This window comes from Pseudomonas sp. CHM02 (assembly GCF_000612585.1).
Classification (GTDB): domain Bacteria; phylum Pseudomonadota; class Gammaproteobacteria; order Pseudomonadales; family Pseudomonadaceae; genus Aquipseudomonas.
Genome location: NZ_JFCA01000027.1, coordinates 19,315 through 39,524, shown reverse-complemented (window position 1 = coordinate 39,524; position 20,210 = coordinate 19,315). Strand labels below are relative to the sequence as shown.

Annotated in this window: 21 protein-coding genes and 1 other RNA gene; 15 read left to right on the top strand and 7 right to left on the bottom strand. The window is 56.2% G+C overall.

Annotation, left to right across the window (positions count from 1 at the left end; genetic code table 11):
• The first annotated feature begins 174 nt into the window (after positions 1 to 174).
• Positions 175 to 1,848, top strand: a complete 1,674-nt coding sequence (recN, locus tag BM70_RS0116880; protein WP_025857102.1) for a DNA repair protein RecN — start codon at positions 175 to 177, stop codon at positions 1,846 to 1,848.
• 85 nt (positions 1,849 to 1,933) lie between these two features.
• Here recN and fur read toward each other — a convergent pair whose 3' ends face one another.
• Positions 1,934 to 2,338 carry a ferric iron uptake transcriptional regulator gene (gene fur, locus BM70_RS0116875; protein WP_003194220.1) on the bottom strand — a complete coding sequence of 135 codons (405 nt, stop codon included), beginning with the start codon at positions 2,336 to 2,338 and terminating at the stop codon, positions 1,934 to 1,936.
• A gap of 98 nt (positions 2,339 to 2,436) precedes the next feature.
• On the opposite strand from fur, the gene BM70_RS0116870 reads away from it, so the two are divergent.
• Positions 2,437 to 2,964, top strand: coding sequence for an outer membrane protein assembly factor BamE (locus BM70_RS0116870; RefSeq protein WP_025857101.1), 528 nt, complete (start codon positions 2,437 to 2,439; stop codon positions 2,962 to 2,964).
• A 63-nt stretch (positions 2,965 to 3,027) separates the two neighbouring features.
• Here BM70_RS0116870 and BM70_RS0116865 read toward each other — a convergent pair whose 3' ends face one another.
• Together BM70_RS0116865 and BM70_RS0116860 are read right to left on the bottom strand one after the other, a co-directional pair.
• Positions 3,028 to 3,330 carry an RnfH family protein gene (locus BM70_RS0116865; protein ID WP_025857100.1) on the bottom strand — a complete coding sequence of 101 codons (303 nt, stop codon included), beginning with the start codon at positions 3,328 to 3,330 and terminating at the stop codon, positions 3,028 to 3,030.
• Positions 3,323 to 3,757 carry a type II toxin-antitoxin system RatA family toxin gene (locus BM70_RS0116860; RefSeq protein WP_025857099.1) on the bottom strand — a complete coding sequence of 145 codons (435 nt, stop codon included), beginning with the start codon at positions 3,755 to 3,757 and terminating at the stop codon, positions 3,323 to 3,325. The genes BM70_RS0116865 and BM70_RS0116860 overlap by 8 nt, the downstream gene beginning before the upstream one ends.
• A gap of 168 nt (positions 3,758 to 3,925) precedes the next feature.
• Here BM70_RS0116860 and smpB point away from each other — a divergent pair, with 168 nt between their 5' ends.
• Positions 3,926 to 4,408, top strand: a complete 483-nt coding sequence (smpB, locus tag BM70_RS0116855) for an SsrA-binding protein SmpB (protein ID WP_025857098.1) — start codon at positions 3,926 to 3,928, stop codon at positions 4,406 to 4,408.
• Between the two features lie 36 nt (positions 4,409 to 4,444).
• On the opposite strand, the gene BM70_RS0116850 is transcribed toward smpB, so the two are convergent.
• A complete protein-coding gene (locus tag BM70_RS0116850; protein ID WP_025857097.1) occupies positions 4,445 to 5,212 on the bottom strand; it encodes a GntR family transcriptional regulator in 768 nt (255 codons plus the stop codon).
• Positions 5,213 to 5,462: 250 nt separating this feature from the next.
• On the opposite strand from BM70_RS0116850, the gene BM70_RS0116845 reads away from it, so the two are divergent.
• The 5 genes from BM70_RS0116845 (at position 5,463) to BM70_RS0116830 (ending at position 12,409) form a co-directional block, all read left to right on the top strand.
• A complete protein-coding gene (locus BM70_RS0116845) occupies positions 5,463 to 7,157 on the top strand; it encodes a lactate permease LctP family transporter (RefSeq protein WP_025857096.1) in 1,695 nt (564 codons plus the stop codon).
• Positions 7,158 to 7,226: 69 nt separating this feature from the next.
• Positions 7,227 to 10,037 carry an FAD-binding and (Fe-S)-binding domain-containing protein gene (locus BM70_RS0116840; RefSeq protein WP_025857095.1) on the top strand — a complete coding sequence of 937 codons (2,811 nt, stop codon included), beginning with the start codon at positions 7,227 to 7,229 and terminating at the stop codon, positions 10,035 to 10,037.
• 150 nt (positions 10,038 to 10,187) lie between these two features.
• The gene (locus BM70_RS0116835; RefSeq protein ID WP_025857094.1) at positions 10,188 to 10,469 is read left to right on the top strand and encodes a hypothetical protein; all 282 of its coding nucleotides are present in this window, start codon (positions 10,188 to 10,190) and stop codon (positions 10,467 to 10,469) included.
• Positions 10,470 to 10,571: 102 nt separating this feature from the next.
• Positions 10,572 to 10,968, top strand: a transfer-messenger RNA (tmRNA) gene (gene ssrA / locus BM70_RS32480).
• 184 nt (positions 10,969 to 11,152) lie between these two features.
• Entirely contained in the window at positions 11,153 to 12,409 is a 1,257-nt protein-coding gene (locus BM70_RS0116830) for an integrase domain-containing protein (RefSeq protein ID WP_025857093.1), read from the top strand.
• A gap of 174 nt (positions 12,410 to 12,583) precedes the next feature.
• Here the strand turns inward: BM70_RS0116830 and BM70_RS0116825 are convergent, their stop codons facing one another.
• Together BM70_RS0116825 and BM70_RS0116820 are read right to left on the bottom strand one after the other, a co-directional pair.
• Positions 12,584 to 13,594, bottom strand: coding sequence for a Kiwa anti-phage protein KwaB-like domain-containing protein (locus BM70_RS0116825; RefSeq protein ID WP_025857092.1), 1,011 nt, complete (start codon positions 13,592 to 13,594; stop codon positions 12,584 to 12,586).
• Positions 13,587 to 14,222: a hypothetical protein gene (locus tag BM70_RS0116820; RefSeq protein ID WP_025857091.1), complete on the bottom strand. Its 636-nt coding sequence runs from the start codon at positions 14,220 to 14,222 to the stop codon at positions 13,587 to 13,589. The genes BM70_RS0116825 and BM70_RS0116820 overlap by 8 nt, the downstream gene beginning before the upstream one ends.
• Positions 14,223 to 14,453: 231 nt before the next feature.
• Here BM70_RS0116820 and BM70_RS33650 point away from each other — a divergent pair, with 231 nt between their 5' ends.
• The 5 genes from BM70_RS33650 to BM70_RS33645 all read left to right on the top strand — a co-directional run bounded on the left by BM70_RS33650 (position 14,454) and on the right by BM70_RS33645 (position 18,156).
• Entirely contained in the window at positions 14,454 to 14,783 is a 330-nt protein-coding gene (locus tag BM70_RS33650) for a hypothetical protein (protein ID WP_081782087.1), read from the top strand.
• A 94-nt stretch (positions 14,784 to 14,877) separates the two neighbouring features.
• Positions 14,878 to 15,846, top strand: a complete 969-nt coding sequence (locus BM70_RS0116810; protein WP_025857089.1) for a DUF932 domain-containing protein — start codon at positions 14,878 to 14,880, stop codon at positions 15,844 to 15,846.
• 79 nt (positions 15,847 to 15,925) lie between these two features.
• On the top strand, positions 15,926 to 16,927 hold the full coding sequence (locus BM70_RS0116805; RefSeq protein WP_025857088.1) for a YqaJ viral recombinase family protein: 1,002 nt from the start codon (positions 15,926 to 15,928) through the stop codon (positions 16,925 to 16,927).
• Between the two features lie 90 nt (positions 16,928 to 17,017).
• Positions 17,018 to 17,911 carry a hypothetical protein gene (locus tag BM70_RS0116800; protein ID WP_025857087.1) on the top strand — a complete coding sequence of 298 codons (894 nt, stop codon included), beginning with the start codon at positions 17,018 to 17,020 and terminating at the stop codon, positions 17,909 to 17,911.
• Between the two features lie 56 nt (positions 17,912 to 17,967).
• The gene (locus BM70_RS33645) at positions 17,968 to 18,156 is read left to right on the top strand and encodes a hypothetical protein (protein ID WP_025857086.1); all 189 of its coding nucleotides are present in this window, start codon (positions 17,968 to 17,970) and stop codon (positions 18,154 to 18,156) included.
• A 175-nt stretch (positions 18,157 to 18,331) separates the two neighbouring features.
• On the opposite strand, the gene BM70_RS32470 is transcribed toward BM70_RS33645, so the two are convergent.
• Positions 18,332 to 18,577 (bottom strand): helix-turn-helix domain-containing protein, encoded by a 246-nt coding sequence (locus BM70_RS32470; RefSeq protein ID WP_081782084.1) that lies wholly within the window; start codon positions 18,575 to 18,577, stop codon positions 18,332 to 18,334.
• 200 nt (positions 18,578 to 18,777) lie between these two features.
• Here BM70_RS32470 and BM70_RS0116790 point away from each other — a divergent pair, with 200 nt between their 5' ends.
• Positions 18,778 to 19,131 (top strand): hypothetical protein, encoded by a 354-nt coding sequence (locus BM70_RS0116790; RefSeq protein WP_025857085.1) that lies wholly within the window; start codon positions 18,778 to 18,780, stop codon positions 19,129 to 19,131.
• A 113-nt stretch (positions 19,132 to 19,244) separates the two neighbouring features.
• Positions 19,245 to 20,036 (top strand): hypothetical protein, encoded by a 792-nt coding sequence (locus BM70_RS0116785; protein WP_025857084.1) that lies wholly within the window; start codon positions 19,245 to 19,247, stop codon positions 20,034 to 20,036.
• Positions 20,037 to 20,210 lie beyond the last annotated feature (174 nt).

The following is a 20,210-nucleotide window of genomic DNA, read 5'->3' as shown; positions in this document are numbered from 1 at the left end:
GGGCGCAGGCGTCACCAAAAGTCTTTCCCATGACCGGGATCAATTCCTGCCGCCACATTCCTCATTGCGCTAAAAAAGACGCCCATTCAAGCAAATCGAGCTAAGCGCCAGGATTGTCAGCCCAGAACAAAACACTGTATAAATAACCAGACCTAAAGCCTGGGAGCGGCCATCATGCTCGTGCACCTGTCCGTACATAACTACGCCATCGTTGAACATCTGGATCTCGAACTGGATCGCGGGATGAGCGTAATCACAGGCGAAACCGGCGCCGGCAAGTCGATCATGCTCGACGCCCTGGGCCTGACCCTTGGGGATCGCGCCGACAGCGGCGTGGTACGTCCCGGTGCGGACAAGGCTGATATCCTGGCCACCTTCGACCTGGCGGATATTCCCGAGGCCGAGGCCTGGCTGGCCGAGCGCGACCTTAATAATGAAGGCCCGTGCATCCTGCGCCGGGTCATCACGGCAGAAGGCCGCTCACGCGGTTACATCAACGGTACGCCTTGCCCCCTTGGCGACTTGAAAGCCCTGGGCGAACTGCTGATCGATATCCACAGCCAGCATGAACACCAGTCCCTGCTGAAAACCGATACCCATCGCCGCCTGCTCGATGAATACGCCGGCGCAACAGACCTTGCCCGCCAGGTCCAACTTGCCGCTCAACGCTGGCGCCAGACGCGCCAAGAGCTGGAACGCCTCTCCAACTCCGGTGACGAGCAACGTGCTCGCCATCAACTGCTCAGCTACCAACTCGAGGAACTGGAAAGCCTGGGCCTGGGCGAGACCGAACTGGAACAACTCGAACAGGAACACAAGAACCTCACCAACGCGGAAACCCTGCTGGGCATTTGCCGGCAGGTGGTGGAGCAATGCAGTGAGAGCGATTCCGGCAACGTGCTCAACGCACTGACAGCCAGCCTCAATCGCCTGTCCAGCGTGAACAACGCCTCTGGCTCCCTGAGCGAGGCCACGACGCTGCTCACCAGTGCACAGATCCAGGTAGAAGAAGCAGTCGGCGAGTTGAACCGCTTCCTGGACCACTTCGACGCCGACCCGGCACGCCTGCAGGAAATAGAAGAGCGCCTGGACACCATCTACACCCTGGCGCGCAAACATCGAATCCAGCCCACCGAAGTGGCGACGATGCAGCAAAAGCTTCTGGATGAAATCGAGACCCTCAACGCCAACGATGAATCCATCGAGCGCCTGGGCGACGAACTCGCCTCTTTCGCCCGCCACTATCAAGAGAAAGCACGCGAACTCAGCGACCTGCGCCAACAAGCCGCGACCGGCCTGGCCAGCGCAGTGGAGCTGGAGATCCAACGCCTGGGCATGCCTGGCGGGCGTTTCACCATTGAACTGCGCGCCAACGCCAGCAACGAACTGCAGCCCCACGGCCTGGAACAGGTTGAACTACTGGTCAGCGCCAACCCTGGGCAGCCGCTCAAGGCACTGGCAAAAGTGGCGTCCGGCGGCGAGCTGTCGCGGATCAGCCTGGCGATCCAGGTGATTACCGCACAAACCTCGCGGGTGCCGACGCTGGTGTTCGACGAAGTCGACGTGGGTATTGGCGGTCCGACGGCGGAGATTGTGGGCCAACTGCTGCGACGCCTGGGGGATCGAGGCCAGGTGCTGACGGTCACCCACTTGCCGCAAGTGGCAGCCCAAGGGCATCAGCACCTGTTTGTACACAAGGTACGCGGCAGTGATGCAACGCACACGGCCGTGTCCAAGTTGAACAAATCGGAACGCGTGGAAGAAGTGGCGCGCATGCTCGGCGGCATTGATTTGACCAAGGAGTCCTTGGCGCACGCGAAGAAAATGGTCGTGGCAGCGAAGGCCTGAGCAGGTAATTTTCCCTCTATAGAAAGCACGAAGGCGACCTAGAGGTCGCCTTCGATCGTTTTGCAGAGTGGATCTGCAGCGCTTTTTACTTTTTCTTACGGATGTACAGAACCAGATTATGGTCGACCAAATCGAAGCCATGCTCCTCAGCAATCTTATGCTGAAGCGCTTCGATTTCCGGGCTGGTGAACTCGATAACCTCATTGGTATCCAGGTCAACCATGTGGTCGTGATGACCACCATCAGCCAATTCGAACACTGCATGACCGCCGTCGAAATTATGACGAACCACCAGCCCTGCGGCTTCAAACTGGGTCAGCACACGGTAAACCGTGGCCAGGCCGACGTCCTCGTTAGACTCCATCAGCGCCTTGTAGACATCCTCGGCACTCATGTGGCGCTGCTCAGCAGAATCGAGCATTTGTAGAATCTTGACTCGTGGCAGAGTCACTTTAAGACCGGCTTTGCGTAGTTCGCTATTTTCAACCATGGTTAGCTTTCTCGCGGATGCTGCTTCGCAGCTTCTCTTAATACGGGTATGATCGGCGTTTACGTTGTCCCAGCCAAGATAGTGGAAGTCGCCCACCGATGCAAAACACCAAGCTCTTGCTAACCAGTTTCACCTTTGTGGGACTGCTCGCACTCGCCGGTTGTTCATTCCCCGGGGTTTACAAAATCGACATCCAGCAGGGCAATGTCGTCACTCAGGACATGATAGACCAGTTACGCCCCGGAATGACCCGACGGCAAGTACGGTTTATCATGGGTAACCCTCTGCTGACCGACACTTTCCATGCCGATCGCTGGGATTATCTCTACAGCCTGCAGCCAGGTGGCGGTGAACGCCAACAAGAGCGCGTCAGCGTCATTTTCAATGGCAACGACCAACTCGTCAGCCTGTCCGGTGACTTCATGCCCGGCGTGAGCCGTGATGAAGCCCTGCTTGGCAAGGATAACGGCACTAACGTGACTGCGCCCGCGCAGGAAGGCGAGAAGCCGAAGTCCGACGTACCGGCCAAGCCTGGCTCCCTGCTCGACAAGATCCAGAAAGACGTCGACGGCGTGGAAACTGTTCCCGTCCCGACGCCACAGCCTCTGGACACTAGCCCGCAGTAATTTTGTGGCGCTCAACAAAAAGCCCGGCATGCCGGGCTTTTTGCTGCCTGCCATTTGGCTGGCCTAAGCATTCTTCTGTCGGGCCAGGGCCGCCTTGGCAGCGCGCAGTCGGCGCACCTCTTTCGGGTCCGCCAGCAACGGCCGGTAAATCTCAATACGATCACCTGCTTGCACGGCGCGCATGTCGGCGTCCGTAGCTACCTTGCCGAATATCCCCAAAGGACAATCAGCCAGGTCCAACCCAGGAAAATGCACTGCAATCCCTGACGCCTGCACCGCCGCGCGCAGGCTGGTGCCCGCTGGCACCCTCACCGCCAGCAACACCTGACGATCCTCGGCGGCATACACCACTTCAATCTCAACCATGCAGTTGCTTGGCTCGCTGGCAAAACGCGTCCACCAACGTATTGGCGGCTTGGTTGAACAACGGGCCCAATGTTGCTCGTACGATAGGCCCGGCGTAATCAAAGGAAAGGTCCAGGCTGATTTTGCAGGCCTTGTCCGTCAGCGCCTTGAATACCCATACCCCATGCAGCTGGGTGAACGGCCCCTCCTGCAAATTCATTTCGATGGATTTCCCGGGCACCAGTACATTGCGCGTAACAAAGTGCTGGCTAAGGCCACCCTTCGCGACTCCGACACTGGCGACCATGTGCTCATCACCGCTTTCCAGCACCTCGGCCGTTGAGCACCACGGCAGGAATTCCGGGTAACGCGCCACGTCGTTGACCAGGTCATAGAGCGCCTGTGCCGGATAGGGCAGCAGCGCCGAACGTTGAATATGCGTCGTCATGTGTGCGTTATTTCCACAGCTGAGCGGCAAACATCGCGAAAGAACAGCCCGATCCGCGAAAGAAAAAAACCAGAGAACTGCCCGCATTGTCCGGGATTCGTCCAACACGCTCAAGCACGCAGGTTGACCGTAGCCGACACGCTCGCAACTCCCTATAATGCCGCCCCTATGGCTAAACAAAAGAAACACCCCACAGGGACCATCGCGCAAAACAAAAAGGCGCGACACGATTACTTCATCGAACATCGGTTCGAGGCTGGTCTGGTCCTGGCCGGCTGGGAAGTAAAGAGTCTGCGTGCCAGCAAGCTGCAACTGGTCGACAGTTATGTGCTGCTCAAGGATGGCGAGGCGTGGCTGCTCGGCAGTCACATCACCCCGCTGACCACCGCGAGCACCCATGTGATTGCCGACCCGGTGCGCACGCGCAAGCTGCTGCTCAATGCGCGTGAAATCGACAAGCTCGCCGCTGCGGTACAGCAGAAGGGCTATGCCTGCGTGTGCCTGTCCTGGTACTGGAGCAAGCACCTGGTCAAGTGCGAGATCGCCTTGGGCAAGGGCAAGAAGGAATACGACAAGCGTGATACCGAACGCGAGCGCGACTCCAACCGCGAACTGCATCGCGCCGTGCGTAACAAGGGCAAAGAAGACTGACCCTTGCTGCGAGGTAACCGTGGGAACCTCCCTCGGCTACCTCCCCTTGCGCCGCTCCGCACGCGCTACGCGCTGCACTTCCTGACGCACCTCCTCCAGCACCTCCTGCACATACAGCAGGTGGCGCGTTGAAACTTCCCGCGCCTGCTCGGCTCGCCCTTCGATAATCGCCAGGTACAAATCCCGATGCTGACTGATCAGCATGTCGCGGGTTTCCGTGCGCTGCTGATACATACCACCGATGTTGGTGACCACGTTACGTTTCAGCAGGTCGAACAGCCCGCGAATGGTGTGCAGCAACACGGCGTTGTGACTGGCCTCGGCGATCGCCAGGTGAAACCTCGCATCCGCTGCCCCCTCTTCCGCTCGACTCACTTCATCGGAGCGGGTGTAGCAATCCTGTAGCGCGTCAAAAGCGGCCGTAAGCCTCTCACGGTCTACCTCGGTAGCGCGCAGCGCAGCGTAATAGGCACAAGAGGCTTCCAGGGTCTGACGAAACTCCAGCAGGTCACGCTGGGCCTCGGGATTATTTTCCAGCAGGTGCAGCAGCGGATCACTGAATGTGGAACCCAGGGATTCCGCTACGTAGTTACCACCGCCCTGGCGACTGACGAGCAAACCTTTGGCCGCCAATTTCTGGATCGCCTCACGCAAAGAAGGGCGCGACACACCAAACTGCTCAGCCAAAGCCCGCTCAGCCGGCAAGCGTTCGCCCGACTTCAGCGTGCCCTCGAGGATCATGCCCTCCAGCTGCTCGACGATATCGTCAGACAAACGGCGCTGACGCACCTGATCAAACCCCATAACTCACTCTCCACCATCCCGACCACTCGCCGGGGCCTCTATTCTGGCCTATCGCAGCGCTTGCAGCACCTATCAGAACGCCTTCGTTTCAACCGATCAGAACCCCTTCTCGAAGACCTACGACCAAAGTTTCGCGGGCGGCAAATTGACACACCCCTGCCAAGGCTTTTACTCTAGCCAACAGCGATTGTAAATTGGTATTACCAATTATCCAAGCTGACCAAACAACAACAATCAGGGGCCACCCCATATGCAAACCTGGCAACAGCTCTACAGCCCGCTCGGCAGCCTCGGCCTGTCCGCACTGGCGGCCGTTATTCCGATCGTATTCTTCTTCCTGGCCCTGGCCGTGTTTCGCCTCAAAGGCCACGTGGCCGGCAGCATCACCCTGGCGCTGTCGATCCTGGTGGCGATCTTCGCCTTCCAGATGCCGGTAGATATGGCACTGGCCGCCGCGGGTTATGGCTTTGCCTACGGCCTGTGGCCTATCGCGTGGATCATCGTCGCCGCAGTGTTCCTGTACAAACTCACGGTCAAAAGCGGCCAGTTCGAGATCATCCGCAGCTCGGTGCTGTCGATCACTGACGACCAACGCCTGCAAGTGCTGCTGATCGGCTTCTGCTTCGGCGCCTTCCTGGAAGGTGCGGCCGGTTTCGGCGCGCCCGTGGCGATCACCGCCGCGCTGTTGGTCGGCCTGGGCTTCAACCCGCTGTACGCCGCCGGCCTGTGCCTGATTGCCAACACCGCGCCGGTAGCATTTGGTGCGCTGGGCATCCCGATCATCGTTGCAGGCCAGGTGACCGGCATCGATGCATTCAAGATCGGCGCCATGACCGGTCGCCAACTGCCCCTGCTGTCGCTGTTCGTACCGTTCTGGCTGGTGTTCATGATGGACGGCCTGCGCGGCGTGCGTGAAACCTGGCCGGCTGCGCTGGTCGCGGGCTTGAGCTTTGCCATCACTCAGTACTTCACGTCCAACTTCATCGGCCCGGAACTGCCGGATATCACCTCGGCCCTCGCCAGCCTGATCTCCCTGACCCTGTTCCTGAAAGTGTGGCAACCCAAGCGCACCGCAGGCGCTCAGATTGCTGGCGCCACTTCCAGCGCAGCAGTCACCGCCAGCGCCGGCGGTTTCGGCCTGCCGCGCAACACAATTGCCTCGCCCTACAGCCTGGTGCAGATTTTCAAGGCCTGGTCGCCGTTCCTGATTCTCACCGTGCTCGTCACCCTCTGGACCCTCAAGCCGTTCAAGGCGATGTTCGCCGCCGGTGGCTCGATGTACAGCTGGGTGTTCAACTTCGCAATCCCGCACCTGGACCAACTGGTGATCAAGGTTGCACCGATCGTCACCAACCCTACGGCGATCCCGGCGGTGTTCAAGCTAGACCCGATCTCAGCGACCGGCACCGCAATCTTCTTCTCTGCACTGATCTCCATGCTGGTGCTGAAAATCGACATAAAAACTGGTCTGACCACTTTAAAAGAGACTTTCTACGAACTCCGCTGGCCGATCCTGTCCATCGGCATGGTGCTGGCCTTCGCCTTCGTCACCAACTACTCCGGCATGTCTTCGACCATGGCGTTGGTATTGGCCGGAACCGGTGCAGCCTTCCCGTTCTTCTCGCCTTTCCTAGGCTGGCTGGGGGTTTTCCTGACAGGCTCCGATACTTCGTCCAACGCCCTGTTCAGTTCGCTGCAAGCCACCACCGCGCATCAGATCGGCGTCAACGACACCCTGCTGGTCGCGGCGAATACCAGCGGCGGCGTGACCGGCAAAATGATCTCGCCACAATCCATCGCCGTGGCCTGCGCCGCCACCGGCCTGGTGGGCAAGGAATCCGACCTGTTCCGCTTCACCCTCAAGCACAGCCTGTTCTTTGCCACGATCGTCGGGCTGATCACCCTGGCCCAGGCCTACTGGTTCACCGGTATGCTGGTGCACTGAGACCTGCATGCAATAGGGTAAGAATCGACGCCGGATCCGATTCCGGCGTCAGCTATTTCTGGAGGACCGATGAGCCTGCCTGCTGCCTTTCTGAGCGACGTCGCACAACTGATCCCGAAAGATCGGCGTTTCGACGACCCGCTTTCCACCCTCGCTTTCGGCACCGACGCCAGTTTTTACCGACTGATCCCACAACTGGTGATCCGCGTGGAGTCGGAAGACGAAGTCGTTGCATTGCTGCAACTGGCCCAACGTGACCATGTACCGGTAACCTTCCGTGCCGCGGGCACCAGCCTGTCCGGGCAAGCCATCAGCGACTCGGTGCTGATCGTGCTGGGTGACAACTGGAATGGCCGCGAAATTCGCGGGCAAGGTACACAGATCCGTCTGCAGCCCGGCGTCATCGGCGCCCAGGCCAATGCGTGGCTGGCACCGTTCGGCCGCAAGATCGGCCCGGATCCTGCGTCGATCAACGCCTGCAAGATCGGCGGTATCGTCGCCAACAACGCCAGCGGCATGTGCTGCGGCACGGCGCAGAACACCTACCACACCCTGGCCGGCATACGCTTGGTACTGGCTGACGGCAGCCGCCTGGATACCGAAGACGCAGCCAGCGTAGCGGCGTTTCGGGAACAGCACGGGACGCTGCTTGAACGCCTGGCGACACTGGGTCGCGAGACCCGGGCGAATGCTGAACTGGCGGCAAGAATCCGCCACAAATATCGTCTGAAAAATACCACCGGGCTGTCACTCAATGCCCTAGTGGATTTCGACGAGCCGCTGGATATCCTCAGCCATCTGCTGGTGGGCTCCGAGGGCATCCTTGGGTTTATCAGCGCGGTCACCTATGACACCGTGATCGATCACCCGAACAAAGCGTCGGCGCTGATTGTGTTTCCGGATGTCGAGACCTGCTGCAATGCGGTGACCGTCCTCAAAACCCAACCGGTATCGGCCGTCGAACTGCTGGACCGACGCAGCATGCGCTCGGTACAGGACAAACCGGGCATGCCCGCTTTCGTACAGCAATTATCGGAAAATGCCTGCGCCCTGTTGATCGAATCCCGTGCAGCGTCGTCGTCCTTATTGCAGGAGCAGCTGGCGCTGATCATGGCGTCACTGGCGCAATTCCCGGTAGAAAAACAGGTCGACTTCACTGAGGACCCGGTGGAAAACGCGCGGCTGTGGGCGATCCGCAAAGACACCTTCCCTGCCGTCGGCGCCGTACGCAAAACCGGCACCACGGTCATCATCGAAGACGTGACCTTCCCGGTTGAGCAACTGGCAATCGGCGTCAATCGCTTGATCGAGCTGTTCGACAAACATCACTACGACGAAGCGATACTTTTCGGACACGCGCTGGAAGGTAATCTGCACTTCGTGTTCACCCAAGGCTTCAACAGCGCGGAAGAAGTCACGCGCTACCAAGCGTTCATGGACGACGTGGCGCAATTGGTGGCGGTGGAGTTTGGTGGGTCGTTGAAAGCCGAACACGGCACCGGACGCAATATGGCGCCGTTCGTGGAACTGGAATGGGGCAGCGACGCCTATCAATTGATGTGGCAGCTCAAGCGACTGCTCGACCCCAACGGCATTCTCAACCCGGACGTGGTGCTCAGCGACGATCCGCAAATCCACCTCAAACACCTCAAGCCACTGCCCGCGGCCGACGAGATTGTGGATAAGTGCATCGAATGCGGCTTCTGCGAACCGGTGTGCCCGTCGAAAGGCCTGACGTTGAGCCCGCGCCAACGCATTGTGATCTGGCGCGACATCCAGGCAAAGAAACGCGCCGGCGTCGACACCACCGAGTTGGAGGCCGCTTATCACTACCAAGGCATCGACACCTGCGCCGCCACCGGCCTGTGCGCCCAGCGCTGCCCTGTAGGAATCAATACCGGCGACCTGGTGAAAAAGCTGCGTAGCCGCGATGCCGACCGTACGAAAACGGCCGAATGGCTCGCCACTCATTTCGCCACCGCACTGCAAGGCGCGCGCTTTACGCTGCATGTGGCCAATGGCGCACGCATGCTGCTCGGTGCTCCCCGCCTGGCGAAGCTGTCGGCCAGCGTGACCAAGCTGTCCAAGGGGCAGATTCCGCAGTGGACCAACGCCATGCCGCAGCCGGAAAAAGCCATCCGCTTCAGCCCGGCCGTGACGGACGAGCGACCACGGGTGGTCTACCTGGCCGCCTGCGTCTCACGCGCCATGGGCCCGGCGGCGGGGGATAAAGAACAGATGTCGCTGTACGACAAAACCCGTAGTTTGCTGGAAAAAGCCGGTTACCAAGTCGTGTTCCCCGACAATCAGGACAGCCTGTGCTGTGGCCAGCCTTTCGCCTCCAAAGGCTATGCCGAACAGGCCGAGCACAAGCGCCAGGAATTGATCGGCGCGCTGCTCCACGCCAGCCGTGGCGGGCTCGACCCCATCTACTGTGACACCAGCCCCTGCACTCTGCGCCTGGTGCAAGACCTGGGCGAAACGCGCCTGGATCTGTACGACCCCGTGCGTTTCATCCGCACACACCTGATGGATCGCCTCGACTTTACGCCTCAGGAAGCGCCGATCGCCGTGCACGTCACCTGCAGCACCCAGCACTTGGGCGAGAGCCAGGCCCTGATCGACCTGGCCCGACGCTGCTCCAACACCGTAGTCATCCCGGAAGGCATTCATTGCTGCGGCTTTGCCGGCGACAAAGGCTTCACCACGCCAGAACTCAACGCCCACTCACTGCGCACCCTCAAGGACGCGGTGCAATATTGCAGCGAAGGTATCTCCACCAGCCGCACCTGCGAGATCGGCCTGAGCCAGCATGGCGGCATTGATTATCACGGCCTGGTCTACCTGGTGGACCGCGTGACCCAGGCCCGCGCCCACTGATCCTGCAAAAATGAACCTGCAAAAAAACAGAACCCCTGCGCGCCGGCGTAGTCATCTGCATAGGCCTCGACGAACGAGGCTCATCAGTGATGTCGCTGGCAGCCGTTGAACGCCAGCAGCGTCGAGCCCTTTTGCGCAAGGAGATACCCTATGAAGCGTTCCGCTCTTGCTGGCTTGTTCGTTACCGCTGCGATGCTGGCCTCCCCTGTGTTTGCTGCGGGCGACAAAGACCTATGCCAGATCAACTTGGATAAAATCAATAACGGCAAAGCCCTGCTCGCCACTGACACCAGTGGTAAAAGCGGCGAAATAGACACCGCCGTGTCCTCGGCCAAGGCGGCCCATGCTGCAGGTGACGACAAGAAGTGTATCGAGATCACCTCCAAGGCCCTGCAGGACCTGCAGAACACTGAAAAAGGCGGCAACCAGTAACACGCCGTCGCTGAAGGTCAACCTTCGGGTTGGCCTTCCGTGACCGTTTGGCGTACACTGCACAGGCTTGTCACTCACTAAGAAACAACGAGTTACAAGCACGGGGCCGTTTAGGATTCGACGCCGGTTGCGAAACTTTAGGTGCATGCCGAGTTGGTAACAGAACTCGTAAATCCACTGTTGCAACTTCTTATAGTTGCCAATGACGAAAACTACGGCCAGGAATTCGCTCTCGCTGCGTAAGCAGCCTTAGCCCTGAGCTTCTGGTACCTTCGGGTCCAGCAATCACCAGGGGATGTCTGTAAACCCAAAGTGATTGTCATATAGAACAGAATCGCCGTGCAGTACGTTGTGGACGAAGCGGCTAAAACTTACACAACTCGCCCAAAGCACCCTGCCCTTCGGGTCGCTGAGGGTTAACTTAATAGAAACGGCTACGCATGTAGTACCGACAGCGGAGTACTGGCGGACGGGGGTTCAAATCCCCCCGGCTCCACCACTTCATCATCTAAAGACGTCCACGGACGTCTTTTTTTGTGCCTTAAACCCAGTAAATCCGGGAGTTTCGGCACCATCAAGATCCATCAGCGTCCACCGACGTCCATGCAAACGTGTATTCCAAGTGGTATTCCAAGCTCCTAGCTGGTAATTTTTGGAATACACAAACAGCATTGGAATACACCATGGGTGCCCAAGCCACGCGCCTTTCAGACCTGAAAGTCAAAGCCGCCAAACCTAAGGAAAAGGACTATACGCTGACTGATGGCAACGGCCTTCAAATGCGAGTACGAATCAATGGCTCAAAATTATGGAATTTCAACTATATCCATCCCGTAACCAAAAAACGGATCAACATGGGACTAGGCACGTTCCCCGAGGTGAGCCTAGCTCAAGCACGCAAGCGAACCGTTGAAGCAAGGGAGATCGTCGCTCAGGGGCTGGACCCGAAAGAGCAGCGCGATGCGGAGCGGCATGCGAAAAAAGCAGCCACAGAACACACTCTCGAAAACGTGACGACGGCGTGGTTTGAGCTCAAAAAGGATTCAGTCACCGCTGCCTATGCTGAAGACATTTGGCGCTCTCTCACGCTGCACGTCTTCCCGGAGCTGGGCAGCACCCCAATCTCAGCCATCAATGCCCCTAAGGTCATCGGTATGCTCAGACCCTTGGAAACCAAAGGCAGCCTCGAAACCGTTAAGCGCCTAACACAGCGTCTCAACGAGGTCATGACCTACGGGGTCAATTCAGGACTGATTCACTCAAACCCGCTCAGCGGAATCCGTTCCGTCTTCAAAAAGCCCAAAAAGAAGAACATGGCGGCACTCCCACCCGATGAGCTGAAAGACTTGATGTTGGCAATCGCCAATGCCAGCATAAAAAGGACTACCCGCTGCCTAATCGAATGGCAGCTCCATACCATGACCCGCCCCGCAGAGGCTGCTACCGCCCGCTGGGCTGACATCGACATAGAAAAGAGGGTCTGGACGATTCCAGCTGAGCGCATGAAGAAACGCCGTATCCACATAGTGCCGCTCACAGACCAGGCCCTTGCCCTGCTTGAAGCAATCGAGCCCTACAGCGGACACCGCGAGTACGTGTTCCCTGCAGACCGAAATCCTCGAACCCACTGCAACAGCCAAACCGCCAACATGGCACTGAAACGCATGGGATTCGAAGGACGACTGGTAAGCCATGGGATGCGCTCTATGGCCAGTACCATTCTGAACGAAAATGCCTGGGATCCTGAGTTGATTGAAGTGGCGCTTGCACACGTCGATAAAGACGAGGTACGTAGCGCATATAATCGAGCGGACTACATTGAGCGCAGACGCCCAATGATGAAGTGGTGGAGCGAGCACATCCAAGAAGCAGCTACCGGCAATCTTTCGATGTCGGCCATTCAGGACAACCGGGACAGGAAGATCGTCTCGATTCGTTGAGTGATAAAGCTCTACCGAAGTAGCGCCCCCTCAGACATCCTATATCCGTTAACTAACCACTCCAGATGCTACATATCTGGAGTAGTTCGAAAACAGCTCAATAGATAGCTCTAAAGCCACAGCGACCATCAACACATAAATCACAACGCAGTTTGAATAAGCAAGAGCTTAAAATCAATTCCTTTTAACCAACAAGCTTCCAGAATTTGATCCATACGTCTTACCTGTAACCATACCTTGTTTGTAATAGTCATTGAGCAACTTCAAAAAATCCTCAACATCATTCTTGTCTTCAATTAGGACTCTTCCATCTGAAGTTGACTTCAGTTCTCGCCCTTCATACTGAAGAAGCATCTGCTTCATATTCTCAATTTCAGCAGCACCGATTTGAGCATGATTGTTATTTTTAGCGATATTCGCTAGGGCTCGCATCATAGAAGGTTTTGATGTGACTTCCGCACGAACAATTTCTAAACCTTCGACCACAGAATGATTATTTATTATCTCTAATGTTTCGTTTGATAGCTCAACAAACTCATCTTCTAACTCGGCAATTTTTTCGAACGCAGCTTTAGAGAAAATCAGAAACGAATTGTCTTGCAATACGCAATCAAATCTATCTTCAAAAGTAATATGTTCAGCCTTAACCTCCACCAACTTCGGGTCTGCGGAGTCGAAGTGAGCTTTAACTTTCTTCCCAAATCCTTGCGGTGTATCTGTAGCAACACTTGTAGCTGTTAACTTTTTGAAAAATAAGGCTTTTGCCTTTCCACCATCAGTCGTACTTACAATCTTAACGCAGTAGCACCAAATATTCTTTTTTAGCTCATTTAAAGAAACGGCGGACTTTATTTCCGTGCCGTTGAGAATTTTCTTCCAGGTATGATCTGAAACCTTTAACTTTCCAGCCTCATCATACTTGAACAGCGTTTTTGGCATGTCATCGGAGATGACAGCATATTTCTGAGCCACTGCCGAAGACTCTACATATTTATCAACTTGCGCCTTTGCAGACTTAAGAAAAAAACCATTGATTTCCTTCGAGGCATCTATCCTACTAAGAGTATAGCTAAATCCTTTTTTCTTATTTTCAGTCTTGGCTTTTCTTTGTATAAAGAAAACCTCGAACGAAAGATTTGGTTGCTCTAGTAAACCCTTAACGGTGCTCAACGCTTCGCTACTCATCCTTCCTCCCCAAATCTATACCAAAATACAATCTGTGGGCAATTCGCTTCATCTTGAGCAAATCACCTTCTTCCATAAACTTTTCTTTGGTAAGAATTATTATTTTCCTCTTTACTCCCGCTAGGCTTTCGACCTCTACGTGATAGAGGGAATACCAAAAACTCAAAGTTGGGTTTATAAGTATCATTGATGAATTGACGTAAATTGTATACGTAACACACATCAAAGTGACTATTGGTATTAGCTGGGCAGGGTCAGCGGGATCTTGAAATACGAAAGGGATAATGTAAGTAAATAAATAAGCGATTGATTCTGAGTTTTTATTTTCTACGTCAACCACCTTGGAAATTTCGCCGCTTTCCTCAGCTCTATCTCCGAGATTTTTGAGTAAGACCATCAAGAAAACAACAGCCAGAATCGAGATAATTATAAGCGTGGTAGCCACACCGAACTTCTTTGCGAAATTCATCCAGGCATCGCTGTTGAAACCGCCAAAGCTTATATAGTCGCTGTTTTTATAGAATTGCTGAAAAATAATTATCAAAAACAACGGAATGTAAGACACCAGGAAAAGGGTAAGCCTTCCCAGCCGCGTCAATCCGTGCCTTCTGTCCCTACTGCTCTGCATTGGACTATTCCTTGTGCCTTAACACAAGATCTTAGCTGATAGGTGACTACCCTCCAATCAGAATCCTATCCGGACGCTCAGCCTGATTCGTTGAGTGGTGCCAAAAACTCGCATACGGAAAATCACCTCTAAAATTCCTTCAACCAGATCAAGATGCCGAGTTGGATTCAATTCGAAAAAAACTCAGCCCTACATAATCGCAATGACATAACCACCAGAGAGGTTTGCCCCATGTCATTGCAGTGCCCTCGCTGTCATTCCCCAAAAGTCGCTTCCTTCCACCACGCCATGAAAGTCGGGGCCGCTATCGGCACCGTAGGCGGTGCAGCCCGTGGCGTCAGCGCAGCTCTAGCAGGTGGTCAGGCTGGTGCGCTCATCGGCGCTATCGCCGGACCTGTCGGCGTCACCCTCGGATCAGTGTCGGGCGCCATCCTAGGCGGCCTGGCTGGTGGCGTGGGCGGCTGCGCGCTCGGCGCTCAGTTAGGCGAGTCGCTCGACCGCCACGTCCTGGCCCACAACCTCTGCCTGCTCTGTGGTCACTGCTTCAACCTGCCGACCTGACCTAGCCGTACCATTTCTTTCTATCCATATCGTCGGGACGGTGCTGCGCAGTGCGCGGCGCTTATGCCGACTTGCACCCAAAGGAACCTCAACCATGGCTCATCTCGTCGAAACTATGGCCTACGCTGGCGCTTCTCCCTGGCATGGCCTGGGTAACCAGCTCACTCAAAAACAACCCATCGAAGTTTGGCAACGCGAAGCCGGCATGAACTGGAAAATCGAGGAAAGCCCCGTGCATTTCAAATCGGATGCTGTCGGCCACCTGGGCACCATCCACTCCTTCCCTGAGCAGAAGGTGCTCTACCGATCAGATACCAAGGCACCACTGTCGGTAGTCTCGCAACGCTATCACACCGTGCAGCCGCGCGAGGTGCTGGAGTTCTATCGGGATCTCACCGAGGTCTCCGGCTATGAGTTGGAAACGGCCGGTGTGCTCAAGGGCGGTCGCAAGTTCTGGGCGCTGGCGCGTACCGGGCAAGGCGCAACGCTCAAGGGTAACGACCAGATAAACGGCTACCTGCTGCTGGCCACATCTTGCGACGGCACCCTGGCCACCACAGCAACACCTACCACCGTGCGAGTGGTGTGCAACAACACTCTGACCATCGCCCTGGACGGCACCAGCCGAGCGATCAAGGTGCCGCACAACACCCGCTTCGATCAGAAAGCAGTAAAGAAACAGCTCGGCATCGCCGTCTCGCAGTGGGATGAGTTTATGTACCGCATGCGGACCTTGTCTGAGCGCAAGGTTCAGTGGCATGAGGCGCTGGGGTTCTTCATGACAGTGTTGTGTGAGACCAGTCCAACCGGCGCACTGCCGGAGGTACTGCCCAACGAACGCGCCCTGCGAAAGGTGCAAGAGCTGTATGAAGGCCGTGGTCGGGGCAGTCAGCTGGACTCGGCTCGCGGTACCGCCTGGGGCCTGCTCAACGCTGTAACCGAGTACGTCGACCATGAACGTCGCGCCCGTAGCAACGAGTACCGCATGGACTCGGCCTGGTTCGGCCAAGGGGCGCAGATCAAGCAACGTGCTCTGGACACCGCCCTGCAGCTTGTCGCCTAACCGGTTACTTCCCCCCCCCAAAAACGCCCGATCAGCAACGAGGCTGATCGGGCGTTTCTATTTCTGCAAGGTGAACGCTATGAACGCTACTCCGTTGCGCAGCACTAGCAAGGCTCGTCCAGCGCTGCGCCTGATCAGCACCAAGGAACTGCCTCGTGAAGATTGGCTGGCGGTGCGCAAGCAAGGCATCGGCAGCTCGGATGCCGGCGCTGCGGTGGGTCTAAATCCCTACAAATCGCAGTTGGAGCTGTGGCTGGAGAAAACCGGTCGAGACACCACTCTGCCAAAAACCGACCCACATGATGAAGAAAGCCCGATGTACTGGGGCAACGTGCTGGAACCAATCGTGGCCTGGCACTACAGCAAGCGTACTAAGAATAAGGTGCGACGTATCAACGCCGTATTGCAGCATCCGAATCCGGATATGTCCTGGATGCTAGCCAACATCGACCGTGAGGTGATCGGCACGGACGACGTGCAGATCCTCGAATGTAAGACCGCCGGCATAAACGGGGCACGTCTCTGGAAGGAAGGTGTACCCGAGTATGTAGAACTGCAAGTGATGCACCAACTCGCAGTCACCGGCAAGCAGGCGGCAGATGTAGCGGTGCTGCTCGGCGGTCAGCACCTGGAGATCCATCGCATCGAGCGAGATGAGCAGATGATCGTCCGCCTGATCGAACTGGAGCGTAAGTTCTGGAACTACGTGGAAACCGATACCCCGCCGCCAGCCGACGGCAGTGCATCGGCCGAGGCGTCTTTGCGCTGCTTGTACCCGGAGGACAACGGTCAGACCGTCGACTTCAGCGACCATGCAGGATGGGCTGCGGCCTACTTAGAGCTCAAGGCCGTGCGCCAGTCGATTGCCGACAAGGAAAAGCGCGAGGCTGAGATCAAGCAGATTCTGCAGCAGGCCATGGGTGATGCCAGTCGGGCGGTGTTCTCCAGCGGCTACGTCTCCTGGCGCAAGGCCAAGGACAGCATCGGTCTCGATGTCGCTCAACTGCTCCAGGACAAGCCCTACCTGCAGGCCAAGTACCCGCTGCTGAAACCCGGTGCACGGCGTTTCCTGGTCGGCTGATTTCCACCTCTTTCACCCTTCCCTCCCCTTGGCCAGTCCACGCAGTTCGCGCTGCGTGGTTGGCCTTTTTTCATCTCCAGGAGAACCATCATGTTGAAAGGCTTAGCCCTGACACCGCCCGTGCTCGGACGCATCTCCATCGGCAAAGTCGTTGAGAAAAACGGTAAACGCCTGCCGGAGAAAGATGATCAATTCACCATCACATCCCAGGTGCAAAGCAAGGATGGCTGGCTACTACATCCACTCAACGACGAACTGCGCCAGAGTAAGGAAGACAAGCTGCGCAATATTCCTATACGCCTATTGTTCAACGAACCGGAGCTGAATTTCCGGGCCGACTACACCCTGTTCGACCGGCAGTCCGGGCGACCGTTGTGCGTGGGCAATGGTGAAACCTGCAAGCGCACTACCCAGGACGGAATGCAGTCCCTGCACTGCCCTTCGCCCGATGCATGCCCACTGGCCAGAGGCGGTGCCTGCAAGCCATACGGACGACTGAATGTGATCATCGGTGATGAGGACTGGTTGGGTAGCTTTGTGTTCCGTACCACCGGATTCAACAGCATCCGCACCCTGGCCGCTCGACTGCATTACTTCCAGGCCATCTCGGGTAATCGACTGGCTTGCCTGCCGTTGGAGCTGCGTCTACGCGGTAAATCCACCCGGCAAAGCCATGGCACGCCGATCTTCTATGTCGACATCACGATACGCGCTGGCATGGATATGGACGAAGCACTGCAGAAGGCGAGCGAGCTGGACACACAGCGGCAAACAGCAGGTTTCGACCAGAGGGCTCTAGATGACGCGGCTCGCCGAGGCTTCGGCAACGGCGCCTTCGAGGACAGCGAGGAGGACAGTCACGTCGTGATCGAGGAGTTTTTCGTAAATTCGGAGCCAGCCAGCACCTCTAGCCAGGGTGAATCGCGGCCAGCTCCCAACTCCCTCGCGGGAAAACTAGAAGCCCTCACGTCGCAGGCCCACTGAATCAAACCTGTCGGTGCCGAGTACATGGGCCAGATACAAGATCTTGGAGTCCCGCCATGTCGCTAATGCGATTTTTGCTCTGCTTGTTCATATTCGTCGGCGCGCTTGCAGCCGCCGGGGCGCTGGTGCTGAGCATTCTGCTCATGCTGCGCTTTCCACCGCTGTTACTGGCCGTGCTGCTGGCCTGCTGGATCCTGAGTCGCTTGCTCAGATTAGTTTCGCCCAGTCCGGGAAATCCTACCTGAAATATTCCAAGTAACCGTCAGCGGCCATGCACACGGCCGCTTCTACCAGGAGAATGAATCGTGCTTCGATACTGCTTAATCTGCGAATCCAAGGCCATCCTGACCAAAGCAACCGCCTCCCAACAAACATGAAACAGAGTGTCCACTCATGAGGTTCTAAACCCTATTGACGAAATCATAAGCCTGCCTCCAAAAGCAAATCTGACGGCTTACATTTCAACGCAGTAGCAATTCGGAGAATGTTCAAAAAAGTAACATTTCTCTCCCCTCGCTCAATTTTCCCCATGTGGGAACGATCAATCCCAGCAGCATCTGCCAAGGCTTCTTGCGACAGCGTATGCCGTAGTCGCCGCACACGCACTACCGCACCAAGCGCTACCAGGTCACCGTCTTTATCGTGGTTTGCAGAGATTCTTGCCATGGCGAAAATCGTCGCGTTATGATGCTTCGACGACCACGGTATTTACGACCCATTTTTTGTATTTCTGTGACATTGAGCAGACCTAACAGAAGGCCTCCCCCCTGACATGAAGGACCTATCTCAAACCGACATTCACCCCCAAAAGATTGATATTCGACTTCTTCTCCATCCACACCTCATGCAGGGAGCTCAGAAAAACCATGATCGTCGTAACGGGCCTGAATGAAGCGCAGATTGAAGGTCTCCTGAGAAGCAAAACATCCTTCGAGATCAATGGCCTCAGGGGCAATTTCATGGCAGGTATCAAACTTGTCGAAACCAAGATTGAAAGCCAGGGACTGAAGTGTCGAGTCAGAAGTGACGTGAAAAGTGCTGTGGTACAGGGCGGCGCACTCGGTGCTGTATTCAGCGTCCTGTCCACACCTGCAACACTGACCGTGGTAACGCTCGGGGCCGTCGCAAGCGTGGGGCACGGTCTAGTTACCTACAACCCTGATTACGAAATCCTCAAGGACTACGTGAATCAGCGGCTCAAGGTCATCTACAAGAAATAACCTCATTCATTCCCACAACTACCAACAGCGAAGAACCCTGTTGTTCTGCTGAGCTCGTTTGCCCCGTCATCAGTCGTTAATTTTGCACAGAAGCAACAAACTGGAGTGAACCCATGAAACGGATACTCAGCATCGTGCTGCTCATTTTTTGCGCCAACGCCAACGCCGTCGTGGACCATTACGCATGGGGCGCTATCGCCTTCCCAGACGAGACTTCAACCAATGGCCTCCCCGAAGCTATCCCGTGTATTGCCAAGAAAGCCTTCAATGGTCAGCCCATGCTGAAATGCACGTGGCTGGAGACCGCCCGCGATGTACTCATCTGGGATGCCCAGCGTCAACTGGACGTGCGCTATGTCAACCAGGTAAGTGGTCAGTGCCTGCACGGCAAGTGCCGGATAAGCAATGCCATGGTGGGTGAGTGGAACCAGGACGTTTTGTTCACACTATCGATCTGGTATCGCATCGGCACCAGCACCGACGGCAAGCCAGTGGCCTACCGCATCGATACCTCCCGTCAAGTGTCGTATGCCGAGGCGGGATCTCTCCTGTACCAGTTCTACCTGGACATTGGGGTACCTGACGACCAACTCGTCCCTACATTTAACGGGCGCTATGAGGGCGGCCATGCAGCTTGGCAAGCACAGAAAGGAGGGGCGAAACCAGCGACTCAGCAGTCACCTGCCCCTTCGACCCAAACCGAGTGGCCAGAAGTCAAAACCGCTTGGTGCAACCCACGCATGGATGATGATTGCTACATCAACAGCAAGAAAGTCCCTATTGCCGAACTGGGCAAGTGGTTGCCGGACATCAGCGAATCAAATGCCGACCAGCTAGGAGGTCACTGTGAAACCATCCTCTGCTTCGACAAAGATGACCAACCGATGGGCTATCTGTTGCAATAGCAATCCTGAGCAATACTCGCCTTGCTAATCCTGCAAATAGGGGGTCATACGCCCCCTACTGGCTTCACTTCAACTTTTATTTTTTTGATCATCGGCTTGACTCAGACGGATCGACACGATCAAGCATCGTATTGTCACTTAGTGATGGAATGACTTTCATACTTTGAGATGAAA